This window comes from Nocardioides sp. zg-DK7169, from assembly GCF_013155365.1.
Classification (GTDB): Bacteria; Actinomycetota; Actinomycetes; order Propionibacteriales; family Nocardioidaceae; genus Nocardioides.
This window is the reverse complement of sequence record NZ_JABJRA010000001.1, coordinates 394,653-411,942: the sequence shown is the minus strand read 5'-3', so window position 1 is coordinate 411,942 and position 17,290 is coordinate 394,653. Positions and strand designations below refer to the sequence as shown.

Genomic DNA, 17,290 nt, shown 5'->3' with positions numbered 1-17,290 from the left:
ACCGGTCGCACCACCACTCCAGAGCAGCAGCGAACACACAGGAGCACCCGTGATCAACGAGATCCTCAACGAGGCCGACGCCAAGATGGGCAAGTCGGTGGAGTCCACCCGCGAGGAGTTCGCCGCGATCCGCGCCGGGCGTGCTCACCCGAACATGTTCAGCAAGATCGTGGTCGACTACTACGGCTCGCCGACCCCGATCCAGCAGCTCGCGTCCTTCACCGCCCCCGAGGCGCGCACGATCCTGGTCGCGCCGTTCGACCAGGGCGCGATGAAGAACATCGAGAAGGCGATCCGCGACTCCGACCTGGGCGTCAACCCCGCCGACGACGGCAAGGTCATCCGCTGCGTGTTCCCCGAGCTCACCGAGGAGCGGCGCAAGGAGTACATCAAGGTCGCCCGCGGCAAGGCCGAGGACGGCCGCGTCGCCGTGCGCAACCTGCGCCGCACGGCCAAGCAGCAGCTCGAGCGCCTCGAGAAGGACGGCGAGGTCGGCAAGGACGACGTCACCGGTGCCGAGAAGCGCCTGGACACGATGACCAAGAAGCACACCGACACCATCGACGAGATGCTGAAGAACAAGGAGGCCGAGCTGATCGAGGTCTGATGACCTCGACACTCGTCTGACCTAGATGCACTCCACCACCGCGCAGCCCAAGGACCACGGCCGCGCCGGACGCGACCTGCGCGCAGCCTTCGGCTCCGCGTTCGTCCTGCTCGGCGCCGTCGTGGCGTCCCTGATGGTCTGGAAGACCGCCTTCATGGTGATCGTGGCGGCCGCCGTCGTGGTCGCGATCTGGGAGCTCCACAAGGGCTTCCTCGCCAAGGACATCGACCTGCCCGAGCAGCCGATGATGGCCGGCGGCATCGTGATGGTGGTGGTGGCGTACTTCTGGGGCGCCCCGGCGCTGGTCACGGCCACGGCGGTGACCGCGCTGGCGATCATGCTGTGGCTGCTGCGCCGCGGCATCGACGGCTACGTCAAGAACGCCACCGCCGCGGTCTTCACGGTCGTCTACGTGCCCTTCCTCGGCTCCTTCGTGGCGTTGATGCTGGCCGAGGGCGGGACCTCCGGGGGTGGCCTGGACAACGACGGCGTCAAGGGCATCCTGGTCTTCGTGCTCGTCACCATCGCCTCCGACACCGGCGGGTACGCCGCGGGCGTGCTGTTCGGCAAGCACCCGATGGCCCCGGTCATCTCCCCGAAGAAGTCCTGGGAGGGCTTCGCGGGCTCGATCGTGTTCACCGTGGCGGCGGGCTGGGCGCTGGTCACCTACTTCCTCGACGGCGACTGGTGGGTCGGCGTCGCGCTCGGCCTGATCGCGGTCGTGATGGCCACCCTCGGCGACCTGTGCGAGTCGGTGATCAAGCGCGACCTCGGCATCAAGGACATGAGCCAGGTGATCCCGGGCCACGGCGGGCTGATGGACCGCCTGGACTCCCTGCTCGCCACGATCGCCCCGATCTGGCTGCTGCTGCACTACGCGGTCTTCTGATCGCGTCGTGACCTACTTCCTGGTCCGGCACGGGCGACCACTGGTCGTCCCGGGCACCCCGGCCTCCTCCTGGGACCTCGACCCGGCCGGCTTCGACGACGTCTGGGCGCTGCGCGCGCGGCTGCCGCAGGACGCCGTCTGGTTCACCTCCCCGGAGCCGAAGGCGGTCGCCACCTGCCAGCTGCTCACCGAGGGCGACGTGGGGATCCTGGAGGGGCTGCGCGAGCAGGAGCGCGGTGCCGCCTGGGTCGAGGACCTCGAGGCGACGGTGCGCCGCGCGTTCGCGGCGCCCGACGAGGCGGCGTACCCCGGCTGGGAGCCGCTGGCGGCCACCCGGGAGCGGCTGCTCGCCGCCGTAGGACCGGTCCGGCAGGCGCACCCCGACGAGGACGTCGTGCTCGTCGGGCACGCCACCGCCTGGACCCTGCTCGCCGCCGAGCTGACCGGGAACGAGCCCGACCTGGCTCGCTGGGCCCGCCTCGGCATGCCCGACGTCCTCGAGCTGCCCGAGCCGCTACTGTCGCTGCAGTGAGCACCGACGAGCAGGCACCCGCGCAGCCGGAGCCATCGGTCCCGGCCCCGGCGGAAGAGCGGCGCTGGCGCCAGGCCGACCACCCCACCCTGGTCTCGCTCGCGGGCTTCTTCACCGGCCTGGTCTTCATCGTCGTCGTCCCCGGCACGTACGCCGCCCTGCTGCGGGCGGTGGTCGACCAGGAGACCGCCGAGGAGCTGTTCGCCCTGGTGCTGATCGCGCTCGCGGTCCCGGTGACCCTGGCGATCGTGCCCCGCACCCGCCGCTTCGGGCGCTACATGCTGCTCGGCCTGGTCAGCACCGCGGTGGTGGTCCTCGGCGCCGCCGCGATCGCGCTGTGGGTGCTCTACCGCGTCGAGGCCTGAGCACCTGCGTCGCGCTCCGGCGCGCCGGGTCCGCGCGGGGTTTTCGCCCCTCACCACCGCGGTGGGAGAATCGGTGGCCTGATGTCTGAGACGCCCCCTGCCACCGCGCCCTCCGGAGCCACGACGCTCCCGCTGGTCTTCGAGGAGCCGCGAGGTCGCAAGAAGCCGCCCCGCCACCTCGCCGACCTCGACCCCGCCGGCCGCAAGGCGCTCCTGGAGGAGCACGGCCTGCCCGGGTTCCGGGCCAAGCAGCTCTCCACCCACTACTTCGCGCGCCTGGTCGACGACCCGGAGCAGATGACCGACCTGCCGGCCGCCCAGCGCGCCGACCTGGTCCAGGCGCTGCTGCCCGAGCTGATGACGCCGCTGCGCACGCTCGAGGCCGACAAGGGCACCACCCGCAAGACGCTGTGGAAGCTCTTCGACGGCGCCTTGGTGGAGTCGGTGCTGATGCGCTACCCCGACCGGGCCACGATGTGCGTCTCCAGCCAGGCCGGCTGCGGCATGGCCTGCCCGTTCTGCGCCACCGGCCAGGGCGGCCTGCAGCGCAACATGTCGACCGCCGAGATCGTCGAGCAGGTCGTCGCGGGCGCCCGGGCCCTGGCCCGCGGCGAGGTCCCGGGCGGCCCCGGCCGGGTCTCCAACGTGGTCTTCATGGGCATGGGGGAGCCGCTCGCGAACTACAAGGCCGTGATCGGCACCATCCGCCGCCTCACCGACCCCTCGCCCGACGGCCTGGGCATGTCGGCGCGCGGGATCACCGTCTCCACGGTCGGCCTCGTGCCGCGCATCTACCAGCTCGCCGACGAGGGCATCCCGGTCACGCTCGCGCTGAGCCTGCACGCGCCCGACGACGAGCTGCGCAACGAGCTGGTGCCGATCAACACCCGCTTCTCGGTCGCCGAGACGGTCGAGGCGGCATGGAACTACGCGCGCACGACCAAGCGCCGGGTCTCGATCGAGTACGCCATGATGCGCGGCATCAACGACCAGGGCCACCGTGCCGACCTGCTCGGCGACGTGCTGCGCTCCTACGGCGACTGGGGCTGGGTGCACGTCAACCTGATCCCGCTGAACCCGACGCCGGGCTCGAAGTGGACCGCCTCGGACCCGGCCGACGAGCGCGAGTTCGTACGCCGCCTGGAGGCCAAGGGGATCCCGACGACGGTGCGCGACACCCGCGGCCGCGAGATCGACGGCGCCTGCGGCCAGCTGGCCGCCACCGAGGACTGAGCGCCCCGCGACCGGTGCGCGCGGGCGCTCAGGCGCCGGCGCGCACGATCGCGGCCGCCTCCTCGTCGGTCTCGGCGAGGTGGACGTGCTCCTCCATCGCGCGACCGCGGGCCAGGGCGCGCAGCAAGGGCCAGGCCGGCAGCGTGGAGGTCCAGTACTCCCGCCCGACCAGCACCATCGGCGCCACCGAGGACTCATCGGCGTAGTAGTTCTCGCACGCGTCCTGGAAGATCTCCTGCACCGTGCCGCCCGCGCCCGGCAGGAACACGATCCCGGCGTCGCAGACCTCCAGCAGGGTCGCCTCGCGGGTGGCGTTGCGGAAGTACTTCGCCACCGCCGTCGCGAAGAAGTTCGGCGGCTCGTGGCCGTAGTGCCAGGTGGGGATGGACAGCGAGTCGGCGCCCGGCGCCACCCCGGCACGGACCTCGCGGGCGCTCGCCACCCAGTCGTCGACCGAGGGCCGGTACGACGGCACCCGCGCCAGGCGCCCGACCGCGTCGTCGAGCTCGCCCGGCGTCGCCGCGGCGTACCACGCGCCGAGGTTGGCGGCCTCCATCGCGCCCGGGCCGCCGCCGGTGGCCACCGCGAGGGTGGAGCCGAGGGCCTGCGCGAGCCGGGCGGCGCCGCGGTAGACCGGGTCGCCGCGCCGGGCGGCGTGCCCGCCCATGACCCCGGCGACGCGGCGCGGCCGGGCCCACTCCTGGAGCGCCTGGTCGATGGCGTGGTCGTGCAGCGCCCGGCGCAGCGCGGAGTCCGGCGTCGAGGGCCGCTGGGACCAGGCGTAGGCGCGCCCGTCGAAGGACGTGGTCCAGGTCGGGGCGTCGTACAGCTCCTCCACGGTGTACAGCGCCGTGCGGGCCGGGTCGGGGGCCGCCGCCGGGACCGGGCCCAGGACGGAGTCGAGGGCGGCGGCGTCCGGCACCGCCATCACGACCGCGCCCGCCGCGCGCGCCCGCTCGGCCTCCCCGGGCCCCCACTCGCAGCCCAGGAACGTCGCCCCGCCGAGGTCGCGCGCGTGCAGCGCCGCGGACCGGTCACGCAGGTCGACCCCGCGTACCCGCCAGCCCGACAGCGACCGTGCGCCCAGCGCGAGGCGCCGGTCGAGGTCGGCGAGGGAGTCGACGTCGACGATGCGCCCGCGGTGCTGCTCCACGCCAGCGAACCTACGCCCCGCCGTGGCCCCAGGGGGCCTGCGCCATCAGCTCGGCGAAGAGCGCGTGCTCGTCGACGGGCAGGCCGCGGGCGGTGAACCAGGCGCAGATGTTGGCACAGTCGCGCATCAGGAAGTCCGGGCCCTGCAGGTTGCCGACCAGGTCGACGCCCTGGCTGGTCACCACCCAGTCCGGGCGGCGCGCGTGCCGGTGACAGTCGTGGCCATGTCACGCTCCTCTCGACGGTGGGCGCCTCGCTGCGCCCCGCGGGGCAAGCATGGGCGGCCCGCAGCCGGTGCGGCAACGGGCTATCGGGCAGGCGGGCTCAGGCGTGCAGGCGGCTCGGCCCGGTCAGGCGGCGGAGTCGTGCGGCACCGCGAGGTCGGCGACCCGGTCCCAGCCGTCGTCGATGTGCACGACCGCGCGGCCCAGGCGCTGGAGCAGGCTGGCCGCGATCCCGGCGAGGTGCCCGGAGCGGCAGTGCACCCAGAGCTCGCCCGACGGCAGCAGCGGGCCGACCCGCTCGACGTCGTGGAGCGGCACGTGCACCGCGCCGGGCAGGTGCGCCTGCTCGTGCTCGGCGGCCTCCCGCACGTCGAGGAGCACCCGGGGCCGGGCGGGCTGCTGGTGCTGCTCGGCGGACCGGTCCCCGTGCTGGGCGGCCAGGTAGTCGGCCCAGGTGGCGCGGCGATAGCTCGCCGGCGGCGGCTCGGGCGGCAGCACGTGGGTGCCGACCCCGTCGACCCCGATGCGCGCCAGGGCGCGCAGCGCCGGCTCCAGCAGGGCGGGGGAGTCGGTGAGCAGCACGATGTCGTCGTGCCACGGCACCAGCCACCCGACGTGCGTCGCGAACTGCTCGGACCACTCGACGTTCACGCTGCCCGGGACGTGGGCGTCGGCGAACCGGGCCCGCTCGCGCAGGTCGATCACCCAGGACCCGGAGAGCACGGCGTCGGTGACCTCCTCGGCGGTGACCTGGCGGGCCGGACGCGGGGCGACCGCGGTCGGGGGTGCAGGGGTGGCGTCGCGCCGGTCGTCGAGGCTCATGGTCCCTCCCGCGCTCGCTCAGACAAAGTCCAGTGACTTAGTTCAGTTATACACGGCGCGTGCGTCCCGGCCAAGGGGCTGCGCGAGTAGGTTGGCCAGGTGCACCTCGCCCTCTCGCGTCGCCTGGCCGCGGCCGTCACGCCGCTGCTGCTGCTCCCGGTCCTGGTGGCCGCTCCGTCCGCGGCCCGGGTGGCCGACCCGGTGGCAGGTGCGGCCGGCATCGGCGACCCCTACTTCCCGCTCGACGGCAACGGCGGGTACGACGTCCAGCACTACGACGTGCGGGTCGCCTACGACTTCGACACCGGCCGGCTCCGGGGGCGCACCCAGGTGCGCCTCGAGGCGACCCGGTCGCTGCGCAGCCTCCACCTCGACCTGCTGCTCCCGGTCCGCTCGGTGCGGATCGACGGGCGGGCCGCCGAGTTCGATCGGCCGCAGCACCACGAGCTGCGGATCACCCCGCGCGAGCCGGTCGCGGCGGGTCGCGTGGTGAGCGTCGAGGTGCGCTATGCCGGCCGGCCGGCGCGCCTGTCGTACGCCGGGGAGGGCAACTGGCTCGCGGACGGCCAGGAGGTCGTCACCATGAACCAGCCGCACATGGCGCCGTGGTGGTTCCCGGCCAACGACCACCCGCTCGACAAGGCGACGATGGACGTCCGGGTGACGGTGCCGCGCGACCGGCAGGTGGTCTCCAACGGCACGCTCGTGGACCGCCGGGTCGTCGGGCGCCGGGCCACCACCCACTGGCGCTCGACGGACCCGATGGCGCCGTACCTCGCGTTCTTCGCCGCCGGGCGCTACGCCGTGGCGCGCGGCGTACACGACGGGCTGCCGTGGTACGTCGCGGTGTCGAAGGAGCTGCGCCGTCCGGTCGCGCGGCGCGCGATGAGGCTGATGAAGCGGACCCCGACGATCACGCAGTGGGCCGAGTCGGTGCTGGGGGACTACCCGTTCGAGAGCACCGGCGGGCTCACGACGTCGCTGCGCCCCGGCTTCGCGCTGGAGAACCAGACCCGGCCGACCTATCCGGTGCTGCAGTCGCAGCGGGTGGTGACGGTGGTCCACGAGATCGCCCACCAGTGGTTCGGCGACTCCGTCGCCCTGGCGCGGTGGCGCGACATCTGGCTCAACGAGGGCGCCGCGACCTTCATGGAGGTGCTGTGGACCGAGGAGCGCGGCGGCACCTCGGGGCAGGACTGGCTGGTCGAGCAGCACGAGGCCTGGTCGCCCGAGCGGGGCTTCTGGCAGGTGCGCGTCGACGACCCCGGCCCGCAGCGGATCTTCGACACGCCCGTCTACCTGCGCGGGGGGATGGCCTTCCAGGCGCTGCGGCACCGCATCGGCGAGCAGGACTTCCGCGCCCTGCTGCGCACCTGGGTGCAGGAGCGCGCGCAGGGGCACGGCACCACCGAGGAGTTCGTCGCGCTCGCCGAGCAGGTCAGCGGCGAGGACCTCGACGGCTTCTTCGAGGCGTGGCTGCGAGCTCCGCGCCCGCCGGCCCGCACCGCCGCAAACGGCTTCTGAGCACTCCGCGAGGTCCCCCAGGTCACTGGTCCGGGAGGGTCCTCGCCGCACCGTCGGCGCCAGACGGCACGATGGGCCCCGATGACGACGCACACGCCGGCCGAGGTCCTCTCCCGGGTCTTCGGCTACGACGCCTTCCGCGGAGACCAGGCCCAGATCATCGACACCGTCGTCGCGGGCGGGGACGCGCTGGTGCTGATGCCCACCGGTGGCGGCAAGTCGCTGTGCTACCAGATCCCGGCGCTGGTACGGCCCGGCACGGGGATCGTCATCTCCCCGCTGATCGCGCTGATGCAGGACCAGGTCGACGCGCTGGAGGCGCTCGGCGTCCGCGCGTCTTTCCTCAACTCCACGCAGTCGGCCGAGGAGCGCCGCTCGGTCGAGGCGGCGTACGTCGCGGGTGAGCTCGACCTGCTCTACCTGGCCCCGGAGCGGCTCTCGGTGCCCTCGACCGTGGCGCTGCTGGAGCGCGGCACGATCTCGCTGTTCGCGATCGACGAGGCGCACTGCGTGTCGTCGTGGGGCCACGACTTCCGGCCCGACTACCTGGCGCTCGCGATCCTGGGGGAGCGGTGGCCCGGCGTACCCCGGATCGCGCTGACCGCAACGGCGACCGAGGCGACCCGCGCCGACATCGTGGCCCGCCTCGGCCTCGGCGGGGCGCGGGTGTTCGTGTCGTCGTTCGACCGGCCCAACATCGAGTACCGCATCGTGGCCAAGGACAACCCGCGCCAGCAGCTGCTGGAGCTGCTGCGCACCGAGCACGCCGGCGACTCGGGCATCGTCTACTGCCTGTCGCGGCGCTCGGTGGAGGAGGCCGCGCAGTTCCTCTCCCGCAACGGGATCCCGGCGCTGCCCTACCACGCCGGCATGGACGCCCGGCAGCGCGCGGAGCACCAGTCCCGCTTCCTGCGCGAGCCCGGGCTGGTCATGTGCGCGACCATCGCGTTCGGCATGGGCATCGACAAGCCCGACGTGCGGTTCGTCGCCCATCTCGACCTGCCGAAGTCGGTCGAGGGCTACTACCAGGAGACCGGCCGCGCGGGGCGCGACGGCAACCCGGCCACGGCGTGGCTGGCCTACGGGCTCGCCGACGTCGTGCAGCAGCGCAAGATGGTGCAGACCTCCGACGGCGACGCCGCCCACAAGCGCCGCCTCGGGGCCAACCTCGACGCGATGCTCGCCCTCTGCGAGACCGTGGAGTGCCGTCGCGGGCAGCTGCTGGCCTACTTCGGCCAGCCCGGTGGCTCGGCCTGCGGCAACTGCGACACGTGCACGGCGCCGCCGGAGACCTGGGACGGCACCGTCGCTGCCCAGAAGTTCCTCTCCGCGATCGTCCGCCTCGCCCAGCGCCGCCAGCGCTACGGCGCCGGCCACGTCATCGACATCCTGCTCGGCAAGGCCAACGAGCGGATCGTCAACCTCGACCACACCTCGCTGAGCGTCTACGGCATCGGCACCGAGCTCGACGAGCGGCAGTGGCGCGGCGTCGTGCGACAGCTCCTCGCGCAGCGGCTGCTGACCGTGGGTGACGACGGCTACGGGACGTTGGAGCTCACCGAGGACTCCTCCGCCGTGCTGCGCGGCGAGCGCGAGGTGCGCCTGCGCCACGAGGTCGCGCCGTCCTCGACCCGCCGCTCGCGGTCGTCGACGCGGAAGGCCAAGCCCGACGACGTACCGCTCGACGCGGCGGGGGAGCAGCTCTTCGAGCAGCTCCGCGCCTGGCGCGCCGCGACCGCCAAGGAGGCCGGCCTCCCGGCGTACGTCGTGTTCCACGACGCCACGCTGCGCCAGATCGCGGCCATGCGTCCCACCGCCCGCGAGCAGCTCGCCGGGATCTCCGGGCTGGGTGCCGCCAAGCTCGAGAAGTACGGCGAGGCGCTGCTCGGCGTCACTGCGGGTTAGGCCTGGCCTAGTCGCGGTACAGCGGTACGTCCTCGCCGTAGCGCACCTCTCGGACTGCTCCGGGTAGCGCGCTTGCCAAGGCGCGGGACGCCTCGATCGAGCAACCCACGGTGAACTCGATCTCCTCGTCGACCTCGCAGGCCAGGCACCATGCCTGGTCGGCGGGCCAGACGAGGTGAGGTTCTTGATAGTGGCCCTGCGCGGTGCCGTACCACGCCAGCGCCGGCGCGTCCCTGAGGTCGCTGACGGGGCCGGTGAAGAGCAGCATCTCTCGGTTCGGAATCGCCACGCGCGGGGCCTCGGGGATCGGCCCCCGACTCGTCCAGCCCTCCCAGATCGCGGCGTATCCGCGCTGGGGCGTCGCCGTGTGATCTGCCAAGGTCGCGAGTGCTGTGCGGAGGGTTGGATCCTCGCCGTCCCAGTCGGTGTCGTGATCGAAGGCGATCCGCACGTAGACGTCGAAGCCGGGTGGGCCGTAGCGAACGAGGTCCCACCAATCGACATCGGAGCGACGCAGCCATCGGGCCGGGTCCGCTGTCGTTGCCGCTCTGACCTTCGACATGCGCCCAGTCTGGGGCAGCCACGGTGGAACGGGCGCACTTCCGGCCCAGAGCGGCAACCACATTCGGCAGTGCACAGATGGGGTAAACCGCTCGATCTCGAACGCATGTTCGACTAGACTGAAGGAGTCATCCCGCAGCTCTCGGAGGCTCGCATGGCTCACCCGATCCGCCTCGCCGCCCGCGAGCTCGAGGGTGTGCTGAAGTCCGTCGCCGACATCAACCCGGCCTTCATGACCACCCCCGACAAGGCGGCCGCGCTGGTGGAGCTCGCCGCGGTGGAGGCGCGGGTGGCGGAGCTGCGGCTGCGGGTCACCGCGGATGCCGGTGACGTCGCCGACGAGTCGGGCGCCCGGGACGCGGGTGCGTGGGCCGCGGTCGCCACGCATCGGCGCCGCGGCGACTGTGCCGCCGAGCTCCGCCTCGCCCTGGCGCTCGCGGAGCGGCCGGTGCTGGCGGGTGCGTTGCGCGACGGGCGGGCCAACCTCGACCAGGCGCACGTCATCGCCGCCGCCCTGGACAACCTGCCGCGCGAGGTGTCCGTGGAGGTGGTCGACCAGGCCGAGGCCGTGCTGGTGGAGTACGCCGACCGCTTCGACCCCACCGAGCTGAGCCGCCTGGGCCGCCGGATCCTCGACGTGATCGCGCCGGAGATCGCCGAGGCCGCCGAGGCCCGCCGGCTGGCCGACCTCGAGGCGTCCGCCCGTCGGCGCATGCGCCTGCGGCTCCGCGCCCTCGGCGACGGCACGACTCGCATCAGCGGGTTGATCCCCGACGTCTACGCCGCCCGGCTCGCGACCTACCTCCACGCGTTCACCAACCCCCGCCGCGAGGACGCCGCCTCCCCGTCCCCGGAGGCGCCGCGCGAGCCGCGCACCCCGTACGGCCGTCGCGCCGCCCAGGCGTTCTGCCAGCTCCTGGAGACCCTCGACCCGACCCGCCTCCCGATCCACGGCGGCGACGCCACCACGCTGATGGTGACCATGTCGCTGGCCTCGCTGCGCGCCGACCTGGCCAGCGCGACGTTGGGCAACCCCGCCCCGGGCGACTCCCACGACCGCATCACCGCCGAGGAGGCCCGCCGCCTCGCCTGCACCGCCCAGATCGTCCCCGCGGTGCTCGGCGGGAAGGGCGAGGTCCTCGACCTCGGCCGCTCCCAGCGCCTCTTCACCCGCGCCCAGCGCCGCGCCCTCGCCCTCCGCGACGGCGAGTGCCGCGCCGAGGGCTGCCACATCCCGGCACCCTGGTGCGAAGCCCATCACGCCGGCTCCCCCTGGGCAGCGGGCGGCCGCACCGACCTCGCCGACGGGCTCCTCCTCTGCCCCCACCATCACCACCGGGCTCACGACCCGAGGTTCGCCACCGATCGGCTGGCCGACGGGGGAGTCAGGTTCCATCGGCGGACGTAGATCGGCGGGGCCGTCCCAGCCACTTCGCGGACCGGTCGAACAGCAGCCTGCGACCCCGCTACCAGCCGCGTCGTGACCCGGCAATCCGGCTGCGTCCGGTCAATCCGGGTGCAGGCTGCATGCGCCTTCCGTAGCCTCGGTCGCCGGCCTGCCCAACGCGCGGCGCTGGTACCGCGCGTCACTGCCCCTAGGGATGGCAGCACCGTTCGAGTCGGGCCAGGCTCCAGGGCTTCGTCCGGACGTCTATGTCCGGACGAACCCCGAAACTCGTTCTGCAGACTCCCTTGACACAGAGGGGAGCCAGATCGGTGCGCCCGACTCGCGGTGGCATGACGCACCGGGCCGTGCGCTCATCGCGGCAGAAGCGGACCTTCTGTGCAACCGTGAGGCGTGCTCGAACGTCCCATGCCTGTGAGGCACCCGCGACTGGCCGCTGCGAATCTTCTGCTCCTGGCGCTTGTCGTCGCCTGCGGCGAAGATGACAGCGCCGATGCCGACCCCAGTTCGAGCGGGAACGGTCCAGTCGTCGCGCACCGTGCTGAGGGAGACGGTTCTGGCGACGGCGCACTGATCGAGGGTTCACTGGCAATGTCCGGCGGGTGCCTGTTGGTGGGCGATCTCCCGGTTGTCTGGCCATACGGAACCACGTGGGATGCGGAAGCCCAAGTAGTCCGGTTGTCCGACGGCGAAGTGGTCGCCTCGGGCGGTCGAGTTAGCGGTGGTGGCGGCTACCACTACTTAGGCGACCTTGCAGCCGAATTCGCCGAGCCGCTGGCGGACTGCCCGACGAACAAGTATGAGGAAGTCGCGATGTTCAATGCCGGGGAGCAGATCACCGTCACCGAATAGTGCATGTTCGCAGCGGCAGGTGCGGAAGTTTCGAAGCGCCGGCCTCCTACGCACGCTCGCTCATCGGCAGATCCGTGTGTCCGGATCGCGGCGGATCGACGCATCAGTTGGCGGGCGCTACACGGCGAATGACGCGGCTGACGACAGCTGGCGGTTTCTCCTTGGCGAGCGGTCGGGGCGCCAAACCAATCACCGCTTATGCGCGCTATCGGACCCACTCGTGGGAACAGCTTGGGCAAACGATAGTTTCGCCACTCTTCGCTACAGCAGGTCGCCGAGCCAGATTGTAAACGTAAGAGAGGCCGCGGTCTTGAGGCCATTGACCACCTCCTCGCACCCAGATGGACACCTTGGCGAACTTCGACGCGTTACTTTTCGCCCCGTCTTCGGTGAGCCCACGGCGGAGCATCTCCAGTCGGACCAGCTCGTAGATCGTGGTCTTCGAATCCTGTGTAGCTGCTGCTTTCAGACAGGCATCATGGAACGCGCGACTGGCTGCTTTGACGTCTCGCTGATTGAGTTCGGCCCCCTCGGCAGCCTTCTCGGCGTACTCGGTCATGCTCCGAGCGTCTCACGGTTCCCGCGCCTCACAGAGCAGAATGCCGAGGGGTGATGGTCGGCCGGACGACAGATTCAGACCGATCGTCGCGGCCACGGGCCAGACCGTACGGGCTCCGTGTTGAACTCACCGACGGCCGGCGTAGGCGGCGGGATGATGCACCTCAATGTTCCTGTCGCCGATCGATGTAGCAGTCTCTGGCGCATTCGCGTCCGCCAGGCATGAACGCGTCGTACGGTGCCGGCATGACGCCCCGATTCGCCGTCGTCACGGCCGCGCTCGCGCTTTCGGCGTGCCTTACTTCGTGCGGAGACGAGCGGGGCTCGGGCACGGCCGGGTCGACCGAAGCCGCGGAGACCGACACCCAGGACCCTGCCGCGGCGGAGGCCGAGATGGTGTCCCGCGCCGAGCACCTGGTGATCGGGGAGCTGGGCGACGCACCTATCTGGGAGGGCGTGACCGCCAACGGCACCGTCATGGATGCGGAGACCGTCTGCGTGGACCGCACGTACGGGCCTACGGGCGGCTTGGACGGGGATGGCGGCAGCGCGGGCTACGTCGTGGTCGCCTTCCCCGGAGAGGAACTCGGCGAGCCGCAGGACGGCAAGTGCAAGGACTTCGCTCCTGAGCCGGAGGTCGAGCCGGTGCCGGTTGACGTTCCCGCCGAGGTAGAAGGCGACCCGGGCCTTCTGGTCAGGACTGACTACGGTGCTGAGTGGCCGCTGAAGGTCGACTACGCGGTCTTGTCGTGCGAGAGCAAGACGGTAATGGGTCGCGGGCTCTTGATCGTCACCATGGAGGACCCTGACGGCAACGCATACGCCGTCAATGGGACCGCGCAGGATCACACTGACCTCCCCGGCATCGGGCCCATATGGGCAGATGACCCGGACGTCAATGGCTTGAAGATCGACATCAGCCCGGTCATCAATGCCGGCCTGGCGCTCTGCAGCTGAGCCTCCGGCACCGCGGCGGGCTCGGGTGGCTCACTCGTCCGTGGCTACATGCCAGGACCTATATCGACGCGGCAGTGTCAAAGTGGTGGCCGGCACCGACGCCAGTCGCGGCCTCTAGGTGGCCGTCCATGCGGGGAGCCTGCCAGTCGCGTCCTGAAGGGACTACATCTGCGCCTAGATGACTCTCGTCGGTGCAGACGCTTGGCGGCGGGAAGACGCAGCTATAGACCACGGGCAGCGCAGGGGACTGCCATCCGGAATGCGAGTAGGGACGGCGGCTCATGACCGGGGGGCGTGGTGACGCTAACCCCGTACTGCTGTGCCGCTGATGCGTTGGTACTCCCTCACCGACTTGATCGGGGGCAGCGCGAGCAGGAGCACGAGGTATCCGAGCACTGTCGCGGCGATGAAGAGCAGCATCGGAATGCCTTCTCCGAGCGGGGCCAGGACTCCCGCGACGAGGAACGCGGCGCCCACCGAGATTCCTCGCACCCATGCGGCGTCGAAGCCGCCGCGCGCGGCGATGCCCAGGCAAGCCCCGCCGAGCCATTTGCCTTCCGTGATCCGAGCCCAGAACGGGCCACGCTGCGGGGATGGTTGTGGATGGCTAGCCGGGTCGGGCGTAATCGCCCCGGCTTGATCGAGAATCGTCAGCATTTGGTCCTCGTCCACCGCAGTGTCCGGGGTGGCGTAGAACGGTTCGAGGTGGTCGCCGATTGAGGCTTCGAGGTCACGGAGGGTCTCGTCGGATTCGGGCTCTGCGCAGAGCGCGGTGCGTGCCCGATCCAGGTAGTCCAGGAGTTCCGCGTGCGCGTCGTCGGTGAGTACGAACACGCGTGCATGTCCAGCCAGTCGCATGTGTTGTGTGCTCATGAGTGTCGTCCAATCTGTTCAATCGTGTCCGTCAGGTCTCTCCAGTACGCCCTAAACTCGGATAGCTGCCGCTCTCCTGCCGGGGTCAGGCTGAGATACTTCCGTGGCGGCCCTGATGAGGATTCCCGCCATTCGTGCGTTACCGCCCCCTCGCGACCAAGCTTGGTCAGCAGCGGGTAGAGGGTGCCTTCCTGCGCAGGGAAGCCCGCGTCCCGCAGCGCCGCGACAATTTCTGCCGGGTAGCGCTGCCGACGGTCCAGCGCTGTCAGCACCAGTGGCTCCAGCATCCCCCTGCGTAAAGCCGCCATCCGCGGATTCTCGCTCATGCAAGTACCTTAGCAGTCACAAGTACTGATCAGCAACCAACAACCCGCACCCTTGAGTGGCCCGCAGGGTGCCTTCGGTGCAAGGTTTGACACCGCTCGGCGGCGACCGGGGTAGCCGCGTCCTTCTGGGCGGAAAGACACTCATCCGCCCGACCATTCCGATATGGCACGCGGGCGAAGGATCACTGAGAAGTGCCCATCACGCGGGGTCAGACCACCGCTGACGCGTCGTACACCCAACTCGTATCAGCGGAAGCGAGTGACTCGACCCACGACGCGGGGGCGTGGTTCATGATCGCGGCGTAGTCCCAGTAGTCCTTCCACAGGCACACGCGGCCGTCGCGGACGCGGTGGACGGTGGCGAAGGGGAGGGTGAGGACCTCGCCGGTGGCGAAGGTCCAGGTCTCGGAGTGCTCGTACATCACGTTGCCATCCGCGTCGGCGACGAGGAGTCCGTCGTGGTTCTCATAGGCCGCGAGCTCGCCCCAGCCGACCTTCAACCGCTTGGCGATGTCGTCCGGGCCGCGGGCCGACAGCGTCGGGCCGAGGGGCATGTCCATGTAGACGCAGTCCTCGGTGACCCACTCGGCGAGGCCGTCGTAGTCGCGCGCCGACAGCGTGCGCCACAGGCCGCGCACGGCCTCCTCGGGCGTGCGGGTCACGACGCGACGTCCGCGGCGGTACGACGGGTCGCGGCGAGGGGCTCGCGTGACTCCTCGCCAGCGCGCAGGAAGCGGCCGGTGCGCTCGCGGCGCAGCGGCTCGCCGGGAGCACCGTCGCGCCACACCACGCGGCCGCCGACCATCACCAGCGGGACCGTGGCGTCGTTGCGGTTGACCATCCGGGAGAGGCCGCCGTACTGCTCGACAGGCTCCTCGGCGTACTCCTCGAGGGAGTCGTCGAGGCGGGTCGGGTCGATGAGCACCAGGTCGGCGCGGTCGCCCTCGCGCAGGTGGCCGGCGTCGAGGGCGTACCAGTCGGCGAGCTCGCCGGTCAGCCGGTGCACCACCTGCTCCATCGACAGGAACGGGCGGCCCGCCTGCTCGGCGTCGCGGGCGTGCTTGAGCAGGCGCAGCCCGAAGTTGTAGAAGGCCATGTTGCGCAGGTGCGCACCGGCGTCGGAGAACCCCATCTGCACGCTCGGGGTCTGCGCCAGCTTGCGCAGCACATCGGGGCGGTGGTTGGAGATCGTGGTGCGCCAGCGCACCGCGGTGCCGTGCTCGAGCACCAGGTCGAGGAACGCGTCGACCGGGTGCTGCCCGCCGCGCTCCACCCCGACCTCGCCGAAGGACTTGCCGACCACGGAGGCGTCGGGGCACGCGACGATCTCGGCGTCGAAGAAGTCGCGGTGCCAGACGCGGGGGCCGTACTTGGACTCGTAGTCCTTGCGGAAGCGAGCCCGGTACGCCGGGTCGCGCATGAGCTCGTCGCGGGCCAGCTTCTCCTGCAGGTGCAGGGCGGCCGCGCCGGAGCCGAACTCCTCGAAGATCACCAGGTCGATGCCGTCGGCGTAGACCTCGAACGGCACCGGCAGGTGCTGCCAGCGGAAGTCCGCCCCGAGTCGGTTCACGGTCCCCGCGAGCAGGCGCATCAGGTGGATGATGAACGGGATCGCCTTGATGTCGGCGGCGGAGAGCAGGCTGGTGCGCAGCGGCTTGCCGCGCAGCCCGATCGAGCCGAGCGCCTGGGTCACGATCGTGTGCGGGTGCGAGGCGTCGGGTCCGGCCTGCAGCACCCGCTCGCGGCGGCGCAGGATCGAGCGCAGCCCGCGCATCTCGCGCCACTTCGCATACGTCGAGGGCAGGGTGCGCGAGCGGCACAGGTCGCCGTCGAGCTTGTCGAAGAGCAGCTGCTGGGCCGACATGCCGACGAACCCGGCGTCGAGCGCCTCGGTCAGCCGCGCCTCCATCCAGGCCTGCTCGGCGCGCGTCGGTCGTACGTCGTCGCGGGTCGCGCGGTCCAGCCCCATCGCCGCGGTGCGGATGTCGGAGTGCCCGAGGAACGCGGCGAGGTTGGGCCCCAGCGGCAGCGACTCCAGGCCCGCGACGTACTCCTGCGCCGAGCTCCACGTCTGGCGGCGCTCGAGGTTGTCGATGACGTGCTGGCGCGGGATCGCCTCCACCCGGCCGAACAGGTCGCCCGCGTCGACCGGCCCCACGTGCACCGTGGACAGCGAGCACGAGCCGATCAGGATCGTGGTCACCCCGTGGCGCAGCGACTCGCGCAGGTCGGGCTCCTCGAGCACCTCGACGTCGTAGTGGGTGTGGATGTCGAGCATGCCCGGGACCACCCACTTCCCGGCGGCGTCGACGACGTCTGGACAGCCCGTCTCGTCGAGCGGGTCGGCGGACAAGGTGGCGACGCGGCCGTCGGTGATGCCGAGGTGGCGTACGGCCGAGGGGCCGCCCGTCCCGTCGAACCAGCGGGCGCCGCGGATGATGGTGTCATACGTCACACCGCATTCGAACCCGCTTCCTGACACACGTCAAGCGTTCGTGCGCGACG

The 17,290-nt window shown here is 71.5% G+C and carries 18 protein-coding genes; 10 read left to right on the top strand and 8 right to left on the bottom strand.

All coding sequences use genetic code 11. The features are described 5' to 3' along the window. The first annotated feature begins 52 nt into the window (after positions 1–52). The 5 genes from frr (at position 53) to rlmN (ending at position 3,626) form a co-directional block, all read left to right on the top strand. Complete coding sequence (frr, locus tag HOQ23_RS01970; protein WP_367650342.1) at positions 53–607, top strand: ribosome recycling factor; 555 nt, start codon at positions 53–55, stop codon at positions 605–607. 25 nt (positions 608–632) lie between these two features. Next, positions 633–1,496, top strand: a complete 864-nt coding sequence (locus HOQ23_RS01965; RefSeq protein ID WP_172211322.1) for a phosphatidate cytidylyltransferase — start codon at positions 633–635, stop codon at positions 1,494–1,496. A gap of 7 nt (positions 1,497–1,503) precedes the next feature. Then, positions 1,504–2,028, top strand: coding sequence for a histidine phosphatase family protein (locus tag HOQ23_RS01960; RefSeq protein ID WP_172211320.1), 525 nt, complete (start codon positions 1,504–1,506; stop codon positions 2,026–2,028). Continuing rightward, a complete protein-coding gene (locus tag HOQ23_RS01955; protein WP_172211318.1) occupies positions 2,025–2,393 on the top strand; it encodes a hypothetical protein in 369 nt (122 codons plus the stop codon). The genes HOQ23_RS01960 and HOQ23_RS01955 overlap by 4 nt, the downstream gene beginning before the upstream one ends. A gap of 81 nt (positions 2,394–2,474) precedes the next feature. Further along, positions 2,475–3,626 carry a 23S rRNA (adenine(2503)-C(2))-methyltransferase RlmN gene (gene rlmN / locus HOQ23_RS01950; RefSeq protein ID WP_172211316.1) on the top strand — a complete coding sequence of 384 codons (1,152 nt, stop codon included), beginning with the start codon at positions 2,475–2,477 and terminating at the stop codon, positions 3,624–3,626. 28 nt (positions 3,627–3,654) lie between these two features. Here rlmN and HOQ23_RS01945 read toward each other — a convergent pair whose 3' ends face one another. The 3 genes from HOQ23_RS01945 to HOQ23_RS01935 form a co-directional block, all read right to left on the bottom strand. Further along, the gene (locus HOQ23_RS01945; RefSeq protein WP_172211314.1) at positions 3,655–4,779 is read right to left on the bottom strand and encodes a Rossmann fold nucleotide-binding protein; all 1,125 of its coding nucleotides are present in this window, start codon (positions 4,777–4,779) and stop codon (positions 3,655–3,657) included. A gap of 10 nt (positions 4,780–4,789) precedes the next feature. After that, positions 4,790–4,960 (bottom strand): hypothetical protein, encoded by a 171-nt coding sequence (locus HOQ23_RS01940; protein WP_172210675.1) that lies wholly within the window; start codon positions 4,958–4,960, stop codon positions 4,790–4,792. 168 nt (positions 4,961–5,128) lie between these two features. Then, complete coding sequence (locus HOQ23_RS01935; protein ID WP_172211312.1) at positions 5,129–5,824, bottom strand: rhodanese-like domain-containing protein; 696 nt, start codon at positions 5,822–5,824, stop codon at positions 5,129–5,131. A 99-nt stretch (positions 5,825–5,923) separates the two neighbouring features. On the opposite strand from HOQ23_RS01935, the gene HOQ23_RS01930 reads away from it, so the two are divergent. Both HOQ23_RS01930 and recQ read left to right on the top strand, forming a co-directional pair. Further along, positions 5,924–7,348: a M1 family metallopeptidase gene (locus HOQ23_RS01930; protein ID WP_172211310.1), complete on the top strand. Its 1,425-nt coding sequence runs from the start codon at positions 5,924–5,926 to the stop codon at positions 7,346–7,348. Positions 7,349–7,429: 81 nt separating this feature from the next. Beyond that, complete coding sequence (gene recQ / locus HOQ23_RS01925; RefSeq protein WP_172211308.1) at positions 7,430–9,253, top strand: DNA helicase RecQ; 1,824 nt, start codon at positions 7,430–7,432, stop codon at positions 9,251–9,253. A 7-nt stretch (positions 9,254–9,260) separates the two neighbouring features. Here the strand turns inward: recQ and HOQ23_RS01920 are convergent, their stop codons facing one another. Continuing rightward, positions 9,261–9,815 carry a hypothetical protein gene (locus tag HOQ23_RS01920; RefSeq protein WP_172211306.1) on the bottom strand — a complete coding sequence of 185 codons (555 nt, stop codon included), beginning with the start codon at positions 9,813–9,815 and terminating at the stop codon, positions 9,261–9,263. A gap of 153 nt (positions 9,816–9,968) precedes the next feature. Here HOQ23_RS01920 and HOQ23_RS01915 point away from each other — a divergent pair, with 153 nt between their 5' ends. From HOQ23_RS01915 to HOQ23_RS01905, 3 genes are all read left to right on the top strand, one after another. Then, the gene (locus tag HOQ23_RS01915) at positions 9,969–11,222 is read left to right on the top strand and encodes an HNH endonuclease signature motif containing protein (RefSeq protein ID WP_172211304.1); all 1,254 of its coding nucleotides are present in this window, start codon (positions 9,969–9,971) and stop codon (positions 11,220–11,222) included. Positions 11,223–11,612: 390 nt separating this feature from the next. Further along, on the top strand, positions 11,613–12,071 hold the full coding sequence (locus HOQ23_RS01910) for a hypothetical protein (RefSeq protein WP_172211302.1): 459 nt from the start codon (positions 11,613–11,615) through the stop codon (positions 12,069–12,071). A gap of 804 nt (positions 12,072–12,875) precedes the next feature. After that, positions 12,876–13,586: a DUF2511 domain-containing protein gene (locus HOQ23_RS01905; RefSeq protein ID WP_172211300.1), complete on the top strand. Its 711-nt coding sequence runs from the start codon at positions 12,876–12,878 to the stop codon at positions 13,584–13,586. 303 nt (positions 13,587–13,889) lie between these two features. On the opposite strand, the gene HOQ23_RS01900 is transcribed toward HOQ23_RS01905, so the two are convergent. From HOQ23_RS01900 to HOQ23_RS21415, 4 genes are all read right to left on the bottom strand, one after another. Next, positions 13,890–14,459: a PspC domain-containing protein gene (locus tag HOQ23_RS01900; RefSeq protein WP_172211298.1), complete on the bottom strand. Its 570-nt coding sequence runs from the start codon at positions 14,457–14,459 to the stop codon at positions 13,890–13,892. Next, entirely contained in the window at positions 14,456–14,785 is a 330-nt protein-coding gene (locus tag HOQ23_RS01895) for a PadR family transcriptional regulator (protein ID WP_172211296.1), read from the bottom strand. The genes HOQ23_RS01900 and HOQ23_RS01895 overlap by 4 nt, the downstream gene beginning before the upstream one ends. 209 nt (positions 14,786–14,994) lie before the next feature. After that, entirely contained in the window at positions 14,995–15,447 is a 453-nt protein-coding gene (locus HOQ23_RS21420; protein WP_216653444.1) for a nuclear transport factor 2 family protein, read from the bottom strand. Further along, positions 15,444–17,240 carry an amidohydrolase family protein gene (locus tag HOQ23_RS21415; protein ID WP_172211294.1) on the bottom strand — a complete coding sequence of 599 codons (1,797 nt, stop codon included), beginning with the start codon at positions 17,238–17,240 and terminating at the stop codon, positions 15,444–15,446. The genes HOQ23_RS21420 and HOQ23_RS21415 overlap by 4 nt, the downstream gene beginning before the upstream one ends. Positions 17,241–17,290: the final 50 nt, after the last annotated feature.